Annotated in this window: 10 protein-coding genes and 1 tRNA gene; 6 read left to right on the plus strand and 5 right to left on the minus strand. The window is 66.2% G+C overall.

Annotated features, from left to right (window positions below; translation table 11 throughout):
* The first annotated feature begins 72 nt into the window (after positions 1–72).
* Positions 73–846 carry a helix-turn-helix domain-containing protein gene (locus EV641_RS07095; RefSeq protein ID WP_199233169.1) on the plus strand — a complete coding sequence of 258 codons (774 nt, stop codon included), beginning with the start codon at positions 73–75 and terminating at the stop codon, positions 844–846.
* A 12-nt stretch (positions 847–858) separates the two neighbouring features.
* Here EV641_RS07095 and EV641_RS07100 read toward each other — a convergent pair whose 3' ends face one another.
* Entirely contained in the window at positions 859–1,278 is a 420-nt protein-coding gene (locus tag EV641_RS07100; RefSeq protein WP_132471279.1) for a cupin domain-containing protein, read from the minus strand.
* Between the two features lie 65 nt (positions 1,279–1,343).
* Entirely contained in the window at positions 1,344–6,167 is a 4,824-nt protein-coding gene (locus EV641_RS07105) for an AAA domain-containing protein (protein ID WP_347238221.1), read from the minus strand.
* A gap of 290 nt (positions 6,168–6,457) precedes the next feature.
* Here EV641_RS07105 and EV641_RS07110 point away from each other — a divergent pair, with 290 nt between their 5' ends.
* Complete coding sequence (locus EV641_RS07110; RefSeq protein WP_132471280.1) at positions 6,458–9,010, plus strand: LuxR C-terminal-related transcriptional regulator; 2,553 nt, start codon at positions 6,458–6,460, stop codon at positions 9,008–9,010.
* Between the two features lie 9 nt (positions 9,011–9,019).
* Here the strand turns inward: EV641_RS07110 and EV641_RS07115 are convergent.
* The 3 genes from EV641_RS07115 to EV641_RS07125 form a co-directional block, all read right to left on the minus strand.
* A tRNA-Cys gene (locus EV641_RS07115) sits at positions 9,020–9,091 on the minus strand.
* Between the two features lie 116 nt (positions 9,092–9,207).
* Positions 9,208–11,517, minus strand: coding sequence for an arylsulfatase (locus tag EV641_RS07120; RefSeq protein WP_132471281.1), 2,310 nt, complete (start codon positions 11,515–11,517; stop codon positions 9,208–9,210).
* Complete coding sequence (locus EV641_RS07125) at positions 11,517–12,461, minus strand: TauD/TfdA family dioxygenase (protein WP_054716435.1); 945 nt, start codon at positions 12,459–12,461, stop codon at positions 11,517–11,519. The genes EV641_RS07120 and EV641_RS07125 overlap by 1 nt, the downstream gene beginning before the upstream one ends.
* 517 nt (positions 12,462–12,978) lie before the next feature.
* Between EV641_RS07125 and EV641_RS07130 the strand changes: the two genes are divergently transcribed.
* The 4 genes from EV641_RS07130 to EV641_RS07145 are packed head-to-tail and all read left to right on the plus strand — an operon-like array spanning position 12,979 to position 18,088.
* Entirely contained in the window at positions 12,979–14,571 is a 1,593-nt protein-coding gene (locus EV641_RS07130) for an ABC transporter substrate-binding protein (protein ID WP_132471282.1), read from the plus strand.
* Between the two features lie 13 nt (positions 14,572–14,584).
* Complete coding sequence (locus tag EV641_RS07135) at positions 14,585–15,544, plus strand: ABC transporter permease (RefSeq protein ID WP_132471283.1); 960 nt, start codon at positions 14,585–14,587, stop codon at positions 15,542–15,544.
* Between the two features lie 2 nt (positions 15,545–15,546).
* Positions 15,547–16,404, plus strand: coding sequence for an ABC transporter permease (locus EV641_RS07140; RefSeq protein ID WP_241996913.1), 858 nt, complete (start codon positions 15,547–15,549; stop codon positions 16,402–16,404).
* 34 nt (positions 16,405–16,438) lie between these two features.
* Complete coding sequence (locus EV641_RS07145) at positions 16,439–18,088, plus strand: ABC transporter ATP-binding protein (protein WP_132471285.1); 1,650 nt, start codon at positions 16,439–16,441, stop codon at positions 18,086–18,088.

The following is an 18,088-nucleotide window of genomic DNA, read 5'->3' on the forward strand; positions in this document are numbered from 1 at the left end:
GGGTGACTGTGGGTTCAGCGACACGGGTGACAGCGCAGCCTTCCCCGGCGTTGCGCGGGTATGTAATGTCGTATGACGGTTTCGAACAGCAGGGGTTTCCACCCGGCGTTCATCGGGGCGCACCGGGGCGCACCGGGGCGCTACCTCACGCTGATCGTCTCCCTGTCCGAGCCGATCCGAGTCGTTCCGGCCGAGGGATGCACGGTTCGCGATGGGCGGTTCGATGCCGTTGTTGGTGGCCTGACTTCGAAAGCCGTCGCGATCAGACACGAGGGCCGTCAGCACGGCGTCAAGGTGTCGCTGACTCCGATGGGAGCCCGGGCCGTCTACGGGATGCCCGCGGCCGCCCTCGCGAACGACGTGGTCGACGTCGGCCACATTCTCGGCGGACTCGGTCGTGAGCTCAGCGATCGGAGCCGCAAAGCTCATTCGTGGCGTGAGCGGTTCGCTGCCCTCGATGACGTTCTCCTTTCGGCCGTCCGCGGTCACGACATGAGCCCAGCGGCGCGTGCTGCCATTCGGCCCGAGGTCCGCGAGGCGTGGCGGCGACTGTTGAGCTCCCGCGGCACAGCCCAGATCGGATCGTTGGCAGCCGAACTCGGATGGAGTCGACGCCACCTGACCAGACAGTTCCACAGTGAGATCGGCCTGACACCCAAAGAAGCTGCACGTGTTCTGCGCTTCGAGCACGCCTACGTCCTCGCCACGGCAGGTACCCCACCCTCATGGTCCACAATCGCAGCAGCGACCGGATTCGCCGACCAAGCGCACCTCGTCCGGGACTGGCGCGACTTCACAGGGCTCACCCCAACGGCCTGGCGCGGCAGCGAACTGCTCGCTCACTAGCGCCGTCAACGGTCACCGCATCCGGTGCTCGGTACCGAGCCCGGGAGTGATCGTGAGGATCCGCGCGTCGCCGTCCGCGTCGACCGCATGCCATACGCCGGCAGGGTTGACCGTGGCCTCACCCGGACCGAGAGTCACCTGCTCGGTCCCGTCGCCGATCTCACGTATGACGGTGATCGTGCCGCTGACACACACGATCACCTCGTCACCCGCCGGGTGCCGCTCCCAGTGGTTCCCGCGGCCCTGCTCGTCGATGAGGACGACGAGCCGGCCCTCATTGCCGTCGTCGGCGACCGCCGCCGCGTAAGCATCGAGGGTCGCAGGTTCGAACGTGAACCCCTCGACCGGTCGGGATCGGCATCCGAGACCGAGATGCAAAGGGGTGGACTGCAGGTTTACGGCAACGCGGGAGTCTGTCAACTGAAGGTTCATGCACAACAGGTTGTCAAGAAGTTCCCTGCCCGGTCTTGAAGAAATGAGACCTTCGCAACCTGTCCCTAACGAAGCCGCGGCATCCCGCTCTGCTCTCGAACATCATCGGCATGCGGATCGACAACTCCCGCTACGCGGTACTGCCTCCGCTCCCCCAGCACCGAGATCTCGTCAACCACCCCCGCGACGACGAGTTCTTCCAGCGCCGCGAGCACATCCTTCCAGTCCATGTCGAGCCGGCCTGCGAGCTCCACCACCGGGTATGTCCCGTTCCCGAGCGCATTCACGATCATGTCCTCGAGGCTCACCGGCGCCGACGCAGTCGACGACGAATCCGCGGCTCCGGCAGGCTCTGCGACCGGCACCGTGATCACAGGAATCATCTCGGTGATCGCGGATTCGAGGTCCGGCTCCGAAACTGCCACGGGCACAGCCTCGACGACCTCTGCAGCGACCGGCTGCGCCACCGGCGGCTCCGCAATGTCGACAACGTCGTCGACCGGCGGGCCGTCATCCACCAACTCGACCGGCGTCCAACCCACATCGACCACGACTGCAGCATCCGCGACGTCGGGTGTGATTCCCCGCCGTTCGAGCTCGCCCCACAGGCCGGCCATTGCAGCGGTCGGGTCGAGGTAGTACTCGGATTCGCGGACCCGCCAGAATTTCCATCCGCTCCGCTGCAGTTCGCGCTCACGTTCGAGGTCGGCTCGCTGCTGCTCGGGGCTGGTGTGCCAAAGGTCGCCGTCGCACGCGACCGCCAGTTTGCCTGCCGCACCCGTCACCACCAGGTCGATGAAGTGACCGTTTACCTCGACCTGCGGGTTCACGTGATAGCCGCGAGCAACGATGTCGAGGAACACCTGCTGCTCGAAGAGACTGCCGAACGCTCCGTGCCGCTCGTCGCGTGTCGCGCCGTCAGGCATCGGATCGGCAGGTGTCGGCGACGTCGACTGCATGTAGGTGAGCAGTGAATGCCTGAGGTCCGACGACCGCAGTGTGTCGGCCGTCCGCGAATGGAACAACCACAGCTGGTCCTGCGCCCGCGACGCAGCGACGTTGAATCGCCGCTGGTATTCGGTCCTCGTCATCGCCGCGATGTTCTGATCAGGCGCGACGACCATAGACAGGAACACCACGTTCCGCTCGTCGCCCTGGAAATCCGGGGGCGTGCCCACGCGGAGCCGGCGTTCTTCCCACTGATCCGGAGTGAGCCTGTCGAGCAGTTCGTTCTGGATGGCGTCGACCTGCGATTGCCCCTGCAGAACCACCACACCGAACGTCTTGCCGTCATAGGCGGCGTCATCGAGGCATTGCACGAGAGTGTCGGCGAGGGCACTGGCTTCGACATAGTTCGTCAACGACGAGTTCTGCCCGGTGACGACACCACCCTCGACGTAGGTGGTGCGCAGCGGCGGCAACCTGTCGGATCCGAACTGCCGCACCGGAACCAGCGGTGCATCCGCATAGAACTGGTCGCTGGACCACGCGATGATCTCCGGCATCGACCGGAAATGCTCCCGCAACCGGATGACGCTCCCGAACCGTGATCGCAGCAACGAGAACACACTGGACCGCGGAGTGAAGCTGTCGCGCAGATACTTCGGGATGTCGGGCAGATACGAGTCGAGGCGACTGAAGACGCCGTCGAGCGCACCCAACGACATCTCACTCGGTGCGCACTGCTTGTCGTCGCCCACCACGATCACCCGCGGCGCAAGCCACAGCAGGAACAGGCTGCTGATGTCGGCCTGGCTCGCTTCGTCGACGATGACGACGTCGAACGAATTCTGTTCGGCCGGAATCGATGCCAACACCTGCTGCAGCGGCATCACCCACGCCGGTACTGCACCCTGCGCGACTTGCATGGCCCCTCGGGCCGCTGCACGATAGCGCTCCGCGTACCGGCCGGTGCCCTTGCCGATACTCGCGACATGGTCGCGGTAGGAATGGAGGGCTTGGACCTGCTCGGCGGTGGTGCGGTCGAGGCACGCGTTCCACGCCTTCTCCGCCGCGAGCTGGGCGGTGAGATGCGCGATGTCGGCTTCGATGGCGTCGAGGTCGCGTTCGAGCTGCCCGTCGTCGCGGCGCTCGTGGTTGCGTCGCACCCATTCCTCGGCGCGACGCCACGCCCACGCGTTTTCGACCTGGGTGAGTCGGGCCGGCCACTCGGGGCTGGTCGGATTCTTGGCGATGGCCTGCGCGAGTGCGGGCGCGGCGGCGGTCAATCGTGCGTGCAGGGATACACGTTCGAGCTCCTCACGGTGCTCGCCGATCGCATGACCCCACGCATCCAGCGCTGCGCTGATGGCATCGAAATCCGCGTCGTAGAAGGCCTGCACCAGCGCGCGCCCTTCGGGTGAGACTCCCGCGCTGATCTCGTCCCGCACATACACGGCGACGGTTTCGAGCCAGGACTTGTTCGCTTCCGCAGTGCCTGCCGCGGCGATGGCTCGCGCCGACTCCGCGACCGACTGTGCCTGTTCGATGTTCGCGATCCGAGGCGCACCGGGGTTGACCTCCTGCAGCGCCAATTCGACGTCGCGTACCCGCGCGCCGAGGCTGTCGATGACCTCACGCTCCCGGTTGACGAACGTCAGAGTTCCGACGGCACGGCTGCGCGACTCGTCAGGTGCGATGTCGACGCCGAGATCGTGGAGAACGATGCCCACCACCCGGACTGCGTCGAAGGCACGGAGGTGCTCGGCGACGACACGCACGGTGTGGGCGGTAGTAGCCGCGACACCGTCGACGGTCGCGGGTTCGCCGAGCGCCTCGACCGCATGTTGTTCGTCGCTTCTCCGGAACCGGGAGAGGCCACTGCGCCACGTATCCCCGGCATCCAGCTTGTGGGCGAGCGCGTCGTACGCCTCGAACGCGTGCCGGCCGACCACCGGCGTGTGCACGTTGCCGGCGCCGATGAAACGGTCGGCGTCCTGCGCGGCCTGCACGAGGCCCGCGAACTCAGCGGTCTTCCCCCACAGGTGCTGGGCCTTCCCCGACAGGACGTCGTCGGCCACGCGTTGGAATCGCGGGTCGAGTTGTTCTGCGTCCTGCAGAGCCCCCTGAAGATGTTCGCAGAGGCCGCGGATGTGATCGAGCGCGGCGGGTGACGCGCCCTCGAGGATCCTCAGCAGTCCCGGCATTTCGCTGCCCGTCACTTCACGTGGCGCCTGCGCGACCGCGTTGCACGCGTACTGCACATCGTCCTGGCCGGGAAGCGACAGTTCCGGAAACACCTGGTGGCGGCGCCGCGCGCGTTCGGCGCTCGAGCGCTGGTGCAGCGACAGCAGGGTATGGAGTTCCTCGGTGTTCAGCGGGGGCGCGTCGGTGAGAAGGGGCGCGGGCAGCCACCCGTATCGGGTTTCCTGTGCGCGGACCTGCCGGACGATCGACGCGAGCGTCCCCTGATAGCCGGCGACGACCTCGGGGTGAACGACGGTCTCTTCCGCGCGGGCCTTCCGGATCTGTTCTGTCAGCGTCGCTCGACGCCGCGTTGCATCGGTGCGTTGTGTTGCGAGGTCGCGGATGCGCTGCGCCGTGCGACGCTGGTTGAATTGTGCTTTGCGGGTGGCGATCTCACTGACACTGTGGTTGAGTTCGGCAGATCCTCCGCGCGCCGCGTCGGTCACCGACACACACAGATCCTGCAGTTCGGGCGGGAGTTTGTCGCGGAGGACGCGCAGAGCCTGCGCCTTCTCACTGGTCACCAGTACGCGCTGGCCGCGCGCGAGCAGCGCCGACACGAGATTGGCGATGCTGTGGGTCTTGCCGGTGCCGGGCGGTCCTTCGACCACGACACCGCTGTCGGCGGCGAGCCTGTCGATGATGTCGCGCTGCTCCTCGTTCGCGGGCAGCGGGAACAGTGGATCGCCGTCGGCGAGCAAGGCCGACGACGTGCCGGTGCGGTCGAGCCATGCGACACGGTCGGTCGGTTCGATCGCTTCGACGAGCTGCGCGAGACCGAGCGGCACCGGGTTCGACTCGTCGGACGCGGCCTCGATCATGCGGTTGTAGTACTCGATGAGCGCATAGGCGCCGCGTTTGCGCAGCACCAGCGCGGGTGACGGCGTCAGGATCATGTCGGGTGACGGTGCATCCTCTGCACGGTCGACGACGTCGACGCGCACGGTGAGGGCGCGGTCGGCCCATTCCTTGAGGAACACTCGGGCCGCCGGGTCGACGGGTGATGCGACATGGGTGACGAGGGATTCGTGCAGGTTGCGGGTGCTCGACGAATCGAACACCTCCAGCCCGGTGAGGACCTCGATGTCTTCGAGTGACGGGCCGGCATCGGGATTCAACCGGACGAGTAGGTCGCCGGACTCGAGGTGCCGCTCGACGAGGGTGGACTGCGTGATCAGGTGCGTGCGCACCTCCTCGCCTGCCACAGCCTCGGAGAGCTGCAGCAACCCCGACGCGAGGACGAGCTCCACCGATTCCGGTTGGGCTTCGAGGTCGAGCACCGCGCGCTGCAGGAACGTGTAGAGCTGTGACGCGGGTCGTCGCTGACGGTCGACGGCCGCCCACGCCCGCCACTCGGTGAGCCAGGTATCGAAGCCGCCGGGAACCTGCGGATCGAGTGTGGGTTCGACGGTGGCGTCGTCGATCGCCCCATGCACATACGCCGCGATCTGCTCCGGAGGGCGCGGCGGGTCTTCGAGGTGAACGCGCCGCGCGCGGAGGACGACGTCGCCTGCTCCGGCATCGGCGCTGAGTCCGACGTCGAGATTTCCCTCGTCGAGAGACACCACGCCACGGTGTTGGTCGAGCACCCGGACGGGCGCGCTGCGGGCTTTGACGAGGTCGGACAAGAATGTGAGCAGACGTTGCACGCGATCCCTCAGCTCAGGATCGTTCTCTCTCGACTCCACAACCACTCCACTCACCTCGCTTCCACGGCACACCCGACGACAGAGACGGGCAAGATCACCTTAGGAGTCGTGACCGACATGTCCACCGCCGGTCCCACCGTCAGATCACCGCATCTCCTTCCCGTTGCCGGTAGGACGTGACTGCGGACAGAGCGGTCGCCCGAGCGAATACCCTGACGCCCTCCTCGGGGCAGAGAGTTCGTGGTGGCGGCAACAACGATCTGCCTGCACGAAGGTGGCGTTGGTCATATCTCCGGTCATTCGTCCCACTCGTTCGTTACGTATCGGACATATTGTGATCATTCATGGCGACGGGGCGCCTCGAGCAACAAGGGAAGGACTCTGCCCCGGTGGCCTTTGCTGACGGTGTCCGATCTGGTGTGCCCCTCTCCCGTTCCGTACTCGACGCCATACCGCGCACCCGCCTGTTCGCACTCCTGGACCAGCAGCCCGCTCTGACCGTGCTGCAGGCACCGCGCGGGTTCGGTACGCGCTCGCTCGTCGCGAGTTGGCTGCACCGCGGAGGCGCCTCGGGTCGCGACGTGACCTGGGTCGACGCCACCGCAGCGGCAGAGCACTCCACGGCGGATGCGGCCGAGCGATGCGGCGAGCAGATCCGGAACCTCTCCGACCTCGGTGCTCGATTGCTGGTGGTGGCAGGGGTGCCGTCGGCGTGGGCGGCCATGGTGCTCGAAGCCGTGCGGGACATACTCGAACGATGCCCGTCCGCGAACGCGGTGGTGACGCTGCACGGCACGATCAAACCATCGCACGCGGCAGCGGTCCGCGATATCGACTGCCGTTGGATCGGTGCGGAGCAGTTGTGTTTCACCGTCGCCGACACCGTGGAATTGTGCCGGGCAAAAGACCTGTCTCTGGGCGAGGAAAAGTGCGCCGACCTGCGCAACGCGCTGAGTGGGGTCCCTCCGTTGGTGGCCACGGCAGTGTCGATGCTGCGTATCGCCCCGGTCGCGCCCGTCGACGCCGACAGACGTCTGGTTCCGCCGGTCGATCGAGTGGTCGACGACTATGTCCAACAGCGCCTCGCCGGCCTCGATGACGCAGCACGAGAGGGCGCGCTCGGGGTGGCGGTGCTGCGTCACTGCACGGTGGTCGAGGCTTCCGAGACGACCGGGCTCGAGTCGTGCGAGGAGCTGCTCGAACGCCTCGATTCTGTAGGTCTGATGTTCGGTCGATTCGACGGTGTGCACCGGAGCTGGGTGTGGCCGGCCGCAGTGCGCGACAGGATCCTCGACCTCGCACGACGCGAACGACCCGACAGCATCGACCACGCTCTCGTCCGCCTGGCGGAGGAGAACCTCGCGGCGGCCAACTACGCCGACGCCGCCGCCTATGCCGTCGATGGGAGCGAATGGGATACCGCCGTCCACCTCATCGACGAGCACTGGAGTGACCTCGTCGCGCAGGATTTCGAGATGCTGGTGCATCTGCTGCGAGTGATACCCGACGAGATCGCCGACCGCCGCCCCGGAATCGCAGCAGGGCGGGCGCTGTTCCTGAACACATTGGCCGGGCACCCCATGCTGCACGTCGATATTCCGACCGATCCGGACGAGCTGGCCGTGGTCGGAGCGGGGCCGGATGCGGCCGAGATACTGCACGTCGGCCTCGTTCAGGCCATCGCATTGCGAATGGCGGGGAGTCTGCGTGAGGCGGGAGACCGGGCAGCGACCTTGATACCTCTCGTGGACGCCATGCAGGCCCATCAACCGCACAACGTCACCGCCCAACTGCCCACCATCCGTCTGCAATGGGCCATCGGTATGCAACTGGCGGGCGATCTTCACACCGCCACCTCGGAATTCGAACTCTCTTACCGTGATGCACTCAAGGCCGGCTTCGATTTTGTGGTCCTCAACGCGGCCGGGAGCATCGCATCGAATTGGGCGATACTCGGAGATCCGATGCGGGCGGACGAATGGATCACCGCAGAATCCCGGGTCGACACCAGCGTCGGGTACTGGGACGACATGATCCGCGTCGGGGGTCGTGTGGCACGCACCTTGGTCGCCCTCGACCGGATCGACCACGATCAGGCGAAGGCCACCTTGGATCTGCTCGGCGTGCCGCCTGCAGGTGAAGAGTTGTGGGGGCTCGTGGCGTATGCCCATACCCAACACGCATTGTCCACCGGCGATGCGTACACCGGGGTGGCGTGGCTCCATCGCATCATCGACGGTCATCGCGGCCTGCACCAGCCCGGAGCATTGTCCGATGTGCTCCTGACCGCCACCGAAATCGATCTGCACCTGGCCCTGGGCAACGGCAACCGCGCTCGGACGCTGGCCGAGTCCGATACCACCGGCCACCCGCTGATCATGGTGGCAACGGCCCGCGTCGAACTGCTCACCGGCCATCCCGACGAAGCACGCGCGGCGCTCAGCCGGATCACGTGGCCCAGCTGCGGATGGCCGCGGGCACACCTCGAGGCGTTGCTGATCGAGGCTGCCGCGACGCTGTACACCGACAGCGACAACGCGACGCGCGCGTGGGTACGCGCCGTCACCCTGGCCGAGACCTTCGGCAACCGCAGGGTCTTCGCCACCGTGCCGACGCGGGCGCGAGACGAACTGGCCGCAGCCACCGGCATCGCTGTGCCCGATGGCATCCCCGACTCCGTGTTTCCTGACATGGTGGTCGAGATCGCACTCACCCCACGCGAACTCGCAGTACTCGTTCAGCTCGATCGTGGCGTCGAGCGTAAAGACCTGGCAGACACCCTGTTCGTCTCGTACAACACCATCAAGACGCAACTGCGCAGCATCTACAGCAAACTCGCGGTGCACAGCATCAGTGAGGCGCTCGTGCGAGCGCGAGAACTGGGCCTCCTGAAGTAACCCTCTCAGAGCGGATGGCGGGAGTCGAACCCGCGTTGACGGTTTTGCAGACCGCTGCCTTGCCACCTCGGCCACACCCGCATACATAGACACTCTCATGCCGGGCCGGCGAATTCACGCATTAGAATCGGCGTGCAGTTAATTCCCGCGATGGGCTCGGCACGGCAGGCAGCCTCTCAGCTGCTCAGGAACGCCGCTCAGTCGGCGGCGTACTCGGCTTCGCGCTCGATCTCGCGGACGGCAGCTGCGGGGACACCGACCGGTCCGGGTGTGTAGGTCACCGACGTCAGGTCGCCTGTGTACCGGAACGGACCGCGACGTCGACGCAGATCCCACGACACCGGGCCACGTGCGTCCACACCGACCGAGATTCCGGTCCACGGCGCCATGCCGACCAACTGCACCTGGTCGAGCAATTCGCCCACAACCGTCCCGTCGACCGAGATGGTGAAATTCCATCGCAGGTGCGGCGCGACGACGGCCGACACCTCGATCGACCGGGCACCTGCGGGGACCGGACCGACATCGACCGAGTCGTACCTGCCGAAGCTGTTGACCCCGAACACGAGGTGACCGTCCTCGATATACAGCAGATATCCACCCTGCGGGTCCCCGTGGGCAACCAGGACGCCCTCGTCGCCCGTCGACCAGCCGTCAAGGTCGACTCGAATATCGAAGTCCCGGTATGCGATCAACTTCGACGACCGATAGCGCTCGAGCGTCGGCGTCCCGGCGAGGATACGGACGGGGCGTCCCAGCGCCTGCTCGGCCGGTCGCCGGGTGGCCAAACCGGTGGGGGTGATCAGCGGGAAAACGGTATTCGCCCACGCCGACTCGTCCCAGCCCGCTGAGAGCTCGGCGACTTTGTCCGGATACTTCTCGGCGACATTGTGGATCTCGGTCGGATCGGTGCGCACGTCGAACAACTGCCACTGCGGGGCGTCGACGTCGGCTCCCGGATGCAGCGCCAGCAGTTTCCAGCCGTCGCGGTAGAAGCCGCGGTTGCCGACCATCTCGGTGTACTGCTCGGTGTGAGCACTCTCCGCCGCCCGATCCCTGAGAAGCGGCGACGCGTCGACCCCGTCGAAGGTCTTCACCGGAAGCCCCTTCCGATGAGTGGGCGCCTCCACGCCGGCGAGAGAGAGCAGGGTCGGAGCCAGGTCGGTGACGTACGCGAACTGGTCGCGGACCCCGTTGTCGCCGCTCTCTTTTCTCAGGCCGTCGGGCCACGACAGGACGAACGGCACCCGCACTCCCCCGGCGAAAGACTGTCCCTTGTAGAACCGGAAGGGCGTGTTCGACGCCTGCCCCCACCCGCGCGGATAGTGCACGCCGAGCTGCGCCGACCCGATCAGCGACTCGTTGTGCGGCACGTCTCCGACCCAGTCGGGATCCGGGATGCGGGCGAACTCCGCGAGGTAACTGCGGGTACCTTCCGGCCCACCTTCCGCAGTGCCGCCGTTGTCGGAGGTGAACACGACGATGGTGTTGTCGAGTTCGCCGAGCGACTCGATGGTGTCGAGGATGCGGCCGACGGACTGGTCGACCGAGTCGACCATCGCCGCGTACACCTCCATGTACTTGGCGAAACGGCGCTGCTGATCGGGAGACAGTGAATCCCATTCGGGAACATCGAATCCGGGCTCGACATTGCGTGGCACCTGCTGGGTTCCCTCGGGGAACAGTCCCTGCGCGAGCTGGCCGGCGAAGCGATCCGCCCTCACCGCGTCCCACCCCTGCGCGTACTTGCCGCGGTATTTGGCGATATCGGATTCCTTGGCCTGCAACGGGCCGTGCATCGCGACGTGCGCGAAGTAGAGGAAGAACGGCTTGTCGGCGTCGTGGGCGCGCAGATCCTTGATGTAGGAGACAGCCTTGTCGGTGAGGTCGTCGGTGAGGTAGTAGTCGTCCGGGTACTCCTCGATATCGACCGCCGAGTTGTCCGAGGTCAGCTGGTTCGGGTGGAAGAACGAGTTGAACCCTTCGAGCGACCCGTAGTAGCGGTCGAATCCGCGTTGTGTCGGCCACGAGTCGCGGCCCGCGCCGGGGCGGAGGTTCGCGTCGCGCACCAGGTGCCACTTGCCGAGGGCGAAGGTCGCGTATCCACCGGCCCGGAGGATTTCCGGCAGGGTCTGGGTGTCGTCGGACAACTCCAACCGCAATCCGGGGAAGCCGGGGTCGGCATTGGCCACGAAGCCGTATCCCGCCCGGTGAGGGTTGACGCCGGTCAGCAGCGCCGCGCGCGACGGCGAGCACAGCGGCGTGGTGTGGTAGTTCGTCAACCGCACACCCGAGGCGGCGAGCCGATCGAGGTTGGGGGTGTCGATCTCGGAGCCGAACGGCCCGATGTCGCTGTATCCCATGTCGTCGATAAGGACGACCACGATGTTGGGGGATCCCGGTGCGGCGGTGGGTGTGGGTGGCCATTCGGGAGTCGAGTCGTCGATGGTGCGGCCGATGCGGCCGCCGAAGTCCTCGTAGCCCCGTGCGTGCGGTGGAATGGTCATCAGGCGTCGACCCGCACGGGGTTGTCGATGGGCGAGTAGTCCGAGGCATCGCCGGACACGATCTTGCTCTGCTCACCGCTGATGGCCACCGGTACGTCGCCGGCAAGGGTGATACGGGTGAGGCGACGGGGCTGGTCGTCGTAGTCGGAGATCGCGTAGTGCTGGGTGGCCCGGTTGTCCCAGATCGCGACGTCGCCGGGTTCCCAATTCCAGCGGACGGTGTTCTCCAGCTTGGTGATGCGCGTCTGCAGCAGTTCGTACAGTTTCTGCGATTCGACGGTGCCGAAGCCGACGAAGCTCTTGACGAATTGGCCGAGGAGCAGTGCGCGCTCACCGGTTTCCGGGTGGACACGAACGACAGGGTGGATGGTTTCGAAGTAGCTGGATTCGAAGGCTTCGCGGTACTCGGCGAACTGCCCGTCGACGCGTTGGGCGGCGTGAGCGGCGTAGTCGTAGACGTTGCTGTGGACGGCCCACAGGTTCGAGACCAGGTCTTTCAGCGGTTCGGGCAGCGCAGCATAGGCCGCGACCGTGGAGGCCCAGGTCGTCGTACCACCGTAGGACGGCAAGACCTCGGCGCGAAGAATCGCCGCCTTCGGAATGCGGTCGACGAAGGTGACGTCGGTGTGCCAGCTGTCGGCGCGGACGTACTCTGCGTCGATCGGGAGGGTTTTCGCTCCATATCCCTTGACGGTGGGATGCGGAGTGGTGGGGATACCGAGCAGCTCGGCGAATTCGAACTGGGAGTCCTCGTCGAGATGATCCTGCCCGTGGAAGAAGATCACTTTGTGGTCCAGCAGTGCCCGCTTGATCGCGGCGACCGCGGCCGCGTCGAGGTCGCCGCCGAGCGTGACTCCATCGATCCGGGCGCCGATGCGGGATCCGAGCTTGACGACGGTCGGGGTGGAGGTCTCGCTGCGCGGGGTCGCGAAATCGACGGACATGATGGGCCTTTCGTGGACGAGATACACTGGGCGGCCCCACTATGCAACCGGAATACGCGGTGCGTGCACACATTTTGGATCATGCTGATTCGAATTTCCCGAATCCACTCGAACGATTGTCTTTATTCTCAATCAGGAAAGTAGGAATAGCAAGCCCTTCATTCCCTCAATCGAGAAACATGCCCTGTTGTCATGTGTTTCGATCGGGTGCTAGCTTGGCGCCCATGACTTCGGACAGGCCGTTCCCCATGCGGGTCACCTACGTGACCGCCGCACTGGGCGCACGTCTGCCTCTGGCGCGGGAACTGTGTTGTTCCCTCCGCACCATCTGCAGCTAGCTGCACGGGCCGTCCGCGTCGCAGCCCGATGCGGAGACCTCCGACTACTCCCTCTCCCGTGTTGCTCGGTCGTGTGCTGCCTCCGGAATCGGGCAACAGCCCTTTTCACTCCTCACCTTTCGGGTATCGGACTCCCGTGCCTGCGTTCCCCTCCCCTCGAGTCGAAAGACGATCCCCCAGTGACAAGTTCAACCCTCCGTTTCGATCGGCGAACCTTCTTCCGCGGTGCCGGAGTCACCGCCGCAGCGGTCTTCGGAACCGGCCTGCTCGCAGCGTGCTCTTCCGCAGTCGGAGAACAACAGGCCGCCGCAACCGGCTCTTCGACGCCGGTACGCGGTGGCACTCTGAAGGTCGGGATCACCCAGGATGTCATTCCCGCAACGATTCTCACGAACACCGCCGGCGCCACCGCTGTGATCGGACTCGTCTACGACAGCCTCATCACCTACCCACTCGACAAGGTCGAGGCGCAACCGCACCTGGCGACGGCGTGGGACCTCGCCGACGACGGCCTGTCACTGAGCCTGGATCTGCGCGACGACGTCACATTCCACTCCGGCCGGCCGTTCACCTCGAAAGACGCGGAGTTCTCACTCCGGACCTACGCGGATGCCAAGTGGACAGCACAGCTGCGCGGCACCGCTGCCGCGATCACCGAATACGACACGTCCGACCCGCACCGCCTCGTCCTGAAATTCGAGCACGAGCTCGGCAACATCTTCGACCTGCTCGACACCGTCCCGATCCTCGACAGTGAGACCATCGACCAGCTCCTCGCCGGTGAACAATTCGTCGGTACCGGCCCGTTCCGGCTGACCGACCGCACCCCGAACACGTCTCTGACGTTCGAGCGCAACGAGACCTACTGGATCCCGGAACGCCCCTATCTCGACCGCGTCGAGATGTCGATCATCGACGACGCGCAAGCACTGCTCAGCTCGCTCAGATCGGGGCAGGTCCAGCTCGTGCAAGGGCTGAACTACCGCGACGCCGAGACCCTGGGCAACACCGCCGGCTACCAATCTCTCGCCATGGAGGGCGCGGAGGTGCAGATATACGTCGGCACCAACGTCACACACCCGGCACTCGCCGACGTGCGGGTGAGGCAGGCGATCGCCTATGCACTCGACAGGGAACGCATCATCGACGAGGTCTTCCGCGGGTCGGGGTATCCGATCAACCTGCCGTGGCCCAAGGGTTCGCCCGCGTACGACGAGGCGCGCAATGCGACGTACAGCCGCGACGTGGAGAAGGCGAGGCAGGCCTTAGCGGACAGCGGCACTCCTGTACCGAACCTCCCGTTGACCTACCAGGCGGGCAATCCGTTCTACGAAGCCACGGCGCAGGTCGTGCAGGCGAACCTCGCCGAGATCGGTATCGACACCACCCTCGATCCGCAGGAGAGCGCCACCTTCGTCCAGAACCTGATCGGAGCGCAGTTCCCCGGACTCTGGACCACCTTCCACTCGTGGGCGCAGTACACCCCGTCGACGCTGACCGTGAGCGCCTACCCGTTCAACGCGCGAAAGAACGCATCCCACTTCGAGAGTCCCGCGTACGTGGCGGCCGCGGACGCCGCGTGGAACGTCGCCGACGGCACCAGCCCCGAAGCAATCGACGCGTACACGGTGGTCAGCGACGAGTTGCTCGACAACCTCTTCCTGATCGAGATCGGCGTCGTGTTCAACCAGCTGGCTGCGTCCGCTTCGGCACACGACCTTTCGTGGACGAAGCGATCCGAGCTGAAGCTGACCGACACCTACCTGACCTGAGAAAGGATCCGTCATGGTGCGCTATCTCGTGCATCGGGTGCCCTCCGCGGTCGCAGTTCTCGTGTTGGCCTCGGTGCTCATCTTCTTCGTCCTCCGACTCGTGCCGGGCGACCCTGCATCCACATTGGCCGGTCCGGACGCCAGCCCGGAGGCGATCGAAGCGATCCGTCATTCGCTCGGACTCGATCGTTCCGTCCCGGCCCAGTACGTGGCGTGGGTCGGCGATGTAGTGACATTCGACCTCGGCAACTCCTACATCCTCGGCGGCCAGATCGCCGATCTCGTGGGAGCCGCCCTCGTCAACACCGTCGTGCTGGCCACCTCGGCACTGCTGCTCGCGCTGGTTGTGAGCCTCGCGCTGTCCGTCGCGGTCGTGGTGTGGCCGGCGCGGTGGCTCGCCGCCCTGGTTGCCGGATTCAACACCCTCGCCGTCGCACTACCCACGTTCGTCACCGGTGTGGTGCTGGTGTTGGTGTTCGCTGTGGTCCTGCCGTTGCTGCCATCCGGTGGACTCCCACCGGCCGGATTCCTTGCCCGACCGGATATCTCGATCCAGTACCTCGCGCTGCCGACGATCTGCCTGGCGCTTCCCGTTGCCGCCGCGCTCACCCGGTTCCTGACCGAGGCGCTGCGCACCGAGATGAAGCAGCAGTACATTCTCACGGCCCGCGCGCTCGGAGTGTCGCAGTGGAATCTCGTCACCCGCAGCGCCCTGCGCAACGCGCTGCCGACGATGCTGACCATTCTGGGGCTGCAGACCGGGCAGTTGCTCGGCGGTGCGGTGCTCGTCGAAGCGATCTTCGCGTGGCCCGGCATCGGACAGCTGATCGAGCAGGGCATCAGCCGACGGGACTACCCAGTGGTGCAGGTGCTGCTGCTGATCGCGGTGACGGTTTTCGTGATCGTCCAGCTCGTCACCGACATCGTGCACGCCTACCTGGATCCGCGGGTCCGGATCGGAGGAGCGTCGTGAGTGTGTCGTCGATCGATCCGGCGGCCGAGCCGGAACTGCGGAGCCGCCGACGGCCGGTGGTCAAGGCGTTGACCCGCGGCCAGGGTCTGGCCGGGGTACTGCTCGTCGTCGTGGTCGGGGTAGCCGGACTGCTGGCACCGTGGCTCGCGCCGTTCGACCCGAACCAGCAGATCAGCGGAGCCAACCTGCTCGGACCGAGCGCCGAACACTGGTTCGGCACCGACACGGTCAACCGCGACGTGTTCTCCCGCGTGCTGCACGGGATTCGGATCAACCTGCAGATCATCTTCATCGCGGTGCCGATCGGGGCGGTCCTGGGATCGCTGCTGGGCCTGGTTTCCACGATGCACTCCGCTCTGGACGTCGTCGCGCAGCGCGTGTTCGACGTGGTGCTCGCATTCCCTGCGCTGATCCTCGCGATCGCGTTGGCGGCGATCGTCGGGCCGGGAGCGCTCACGGTCGGGATCGTCATCGTCGTCGCGGAGATCCCGGTGTTCGGCCGAAACGTCCGAACGCAGGTGCTCCGGATCAGAGAGTTGCCGTTCGTCGAAGCTTCCGAGGTGATCGGTGCGTCGCGCTGGTTCACCCTCCGCGCCCACGTACTGCCGAACGCCACGGAGCCGCTGGCCATTCAGCTCGCGCTCTCGATGTCGGTCGCGGTGTTCGTCGAATCCGCCATGAGTTTCATCGGAATCGGTGTGCGCCCGCCCGAGCCGTCACTGGGGTCGATCGTCGCCGACGCCGTCCCCAACCTCGACATCAATGCGGCGTTCGCGATCGGCCCGCTCGCCGTCATCGCGGCCCTGGTCCTCGGGTTCCTCCTCATCGCCCAGGCGCTCGGTTCCGCACGCCGGACCTGACCTCTCCGCTTCCCACCGACAGGAGTACAGAACGATGGCCGAGACCATCCTCGACATCGCAGACCTCACCATCCGATTCGGCACCGACGCACCACCGGTGGTATCCGGTCTCGACCTCGCCGTCGACGCCGGGGAAATCGTCGCGCTCGTCGGAGAGTCGGGGTCGGGCAAGTCGATGACCGCGAAGGCAGTACTCGGATTGCTCCCCGACGGCGCCGCGGCCAGTGGGGCGATCCTGCTCGGGGGCCACCAGATCGTCGCGGCACCCGAGAGTCAACTTGCCCGGCTCCGCGGCACCCGCGCTGCGATGGTGTTCCAGGAACCGCAGACCGCGCTGAATCCGGTGCAGAAGGTCGGCTGGCAAATCGCGCAGGCGCTGCGGGCGCACGGGCGGGTATCGCGTGCGGATGCTCGCGCCCGAGCGATCGAGTTGCTGCGGCTCGTCGAGATCCCCGACCCCGAACTGCGCGTCGACTGGTATCCGCACCAGCTGTCCGGCGGGCAGAAGCAGCGTGTCGTCATCGCGCTCGCGCTGTCGGGAGATCCCGATCTGCTGATCGCCGACGAGCCCACCACCGCACTCGACGTGACCGTCCAGGCCGAGATCCTCGAGCTGCTCCGGAACCTCCGCGACGAGCGCGGTACCGCGATCCTGCTCATCACCCACAACATGGGTGTGGTCGCCGATATCGCCGACCGTGTCGCGGTGATGCGTGCGGGCGGCCTCGTCGAGGACCGCGATGTGCACGAGCTGTTCGATTCACCGCGCGAGAAGTACACGGTGCAGTTGCTCGCATCCGTCCCGCGACTGCACACGTCCTCACACGATGCCGGCGATGCGCGAGAGGCGTCCGCGCCTGCGGTCCTGGAGATCCGTGATCTCGACATCGTGTACCCGGCCAGGTTGGGCAACCAGGCGTTCACCGCGTTGCGCGGTGTGAGTGTCGACGTCGCGGCGGGTGAAGTGCTCGGCATCGTCGGCGAATCCGGCTCCGGGAAGACCACTCTCGGGCGTGCCGCGTTGGGGGTGATCAAGGCGACCGCCGGCTCCGTCGTCTTCGACGGTGCAGACCTCTCGACGGTGTCGGCGCGGGAGCTTCGGGCGTTGCGCCGCGGAATGGCGCTCGTGCATCAGGACCCGGCCGCATCCCTCGATCCGCGGCGCAGCATCGGTGACTCGATCGGCGAACCGCTGGTGGTGCACAGGAGCGCGTCCGGGGTGGTGCTGCGGGCCAAGGTCGGAAACCTGCTCGAGTCGGTGCGGTTGCCCCGCGATTTCGCGGACCGTCGGCCCGGTGAACTGTCGGGCGGTCAGAGGCAACGTGTCGCGCTGGCCCGAGCTCTCGCACTGGCGCCCCGACTGCTGGTCGCGGACGAGCCGACCAGCGCTCTCGACGTGTCGGTGCAGGCAGAGGTGTTGGATCTGTTCGCGGATCTACGTGAGGAATACCGTTTCGCGTGCCTGTTCGTCAGCCACGACCTGGCTGTGGTGAACCAGGTTGCCGAACGGGTCGCGGTGCTGCGGCGCGGCGAACTGGTGGAGATCGGTTCGACGGCGGCGGTGTTCGGCAACCCTCGGGATACGTACACACGCGGATTGCTGGACGCGGTGCCGTTACCCGACCCGGTTCTGCAACGCGAGCGTCGGCGAGGCGACAAGACAGTGCTGTCGGCGGTCGGGTGA

Source organism: Rhodococcus sp. SMB37 (assembly GCF_004345605.1).
Lineage (GTDB): Bacteria > Actinomycetota > Actinomycetes > Mycobacteriales > Mycobacteriaceae > Rhodococcus.